The organism is Microbacterium sp. Bi128, assembly GCF_918698205.1.
This window is the reverse complement of sequence record NZ_CAKKMM010001524.1, coordinates 1-1166: the sequence shown is the minus strand read 5'-3', so window position 1 is coordinate 1166 and position 1166 is coordinate 1. Positions and strand designations below refer to the sequence as shown.

1 protein-coding gene and 1 pseudogene are annotated in these 1166 nt (G+C 67.8%); one reads left to right on the top strand and one right to left on the bottom strand.

All coding sequences use genetic code 11. From position 1 onward, the window contains the following. Positions 1-18 precede the first annotated feature (18 nt). On the top strand, positions 19-642 hold the full coding sequence (locus tag LQV45_RS34240; protein ID WP_308288970.1) for a HAMP domain-containing sensor histidine kinase: 624 nt from the start codon (positions 19-21) through the stop codon (positions 640-642). Here the strand turns inward: LQV45_RS34240 and LQV45_RS34235 are convergent. Beyond that, a pseudogene (locus LQV45_RS34235) lies at positions 567-1166 on the bottom strand (tRNA pseudouridine(38-40) synthase TruA); the annotation flags it as partial. The gene LQV45_RS34240 and the pseudogene LQV45_RS34235 overlap by 76 nt on opposite strands.

The window sequence follows — 1166 nt, the reverse complement described above, 5'->3', positions numbered from 1 at the left end:
CGACTGCTCAATGACGAGGTGTCCGGCCTGATCGATGCCCTGGCGGCCAAGGACGACGTGCTTTCCACCGTCTCCCACGAGTTCCGGACCCCCTTGACATCGATCATCGGCAATTTGGATCTAGCCCTCAGCGACTCGGAACATCTGACCACCCAGGCCCTCCGCCGCCTCGAGGTTGCGCAACGAAACGCCGAACGACTCCTCGCCCTTGTCTCGGATGTGCGGATGTGCGCCAACTCGGCTGTCCATGTCCGTCCCCGGCGGACCGACCTGGCGAGCCTCGTGGAGGCGAGCCTGGGTTCGGCTCACGCCCACGCCCAGGCTTCCCAGGTCACGCTCTCGATGGAGGTGCCGGCGCCGCTGTGGGCGCACGTAGACCCGCTCCGGATCAGCCAGGCGCTGGATAACCTCATTTCCAACGCCATCAAATATTCCCGCAATGGCGGCAATGTGCGCGTCTCCGCCAGCACCGAGGGCGACCGGGTGCTGCTGCACGTGGAAGATGACGGATTGGGGATGACAGCCACCGACGCCGAACAAGTCTTCACACGGTTCTTCCGAAGCCCTTCCTCGAGCACCAGCGGGTGGGGGGCTGCGAGAACGGAGCGGGCGTCGCGCTGCCGGGCGAGGAGCCGCTCGTAGAGCCATTCCGGGGCCTCTTCGCCCTCCCCCACGTACAACGCCGAGCCCACCAGGGAGCGGACCATGTTGTGGCAGAACGCGTCAGCCTGAACGGTGACGACAATGACGCCGTCCGCGCCGCGCTCGAATTCGAAGCGCTGCAGTTCACGGATGGTTGTGGCCCCCTCGCGGGGCTTGCAGTACGAGCGGAAGTCCTGCAGGCCCAGCAGCGGCGCGGCGCCCTCGTTGAGGAGACCGACGTCCAGCGGAACCTTGTGCCACAGGGTCGAGGCACGTCCCAGCGGGTCCCACAGCGCGGGGCCGTCCGCGATCCGGTACGAATAGCGGCGCCAGAGGGCGGAGAACCGGGCATCGAAGCCAACGGGTGCCGCGCTCACCCGGTGCACCTCGATGGCGCCGCTGAGGTCGCCCAGGCCACGGCTCAAGGCACCGCGGATGCGGCGGAGCAGGGCGACGGCGGGATCCAGTTCGGCGCCCCGGTTCAGGCCCAGCCACTCCGCCTCGCTGAGGTCCAGGTGGACCAC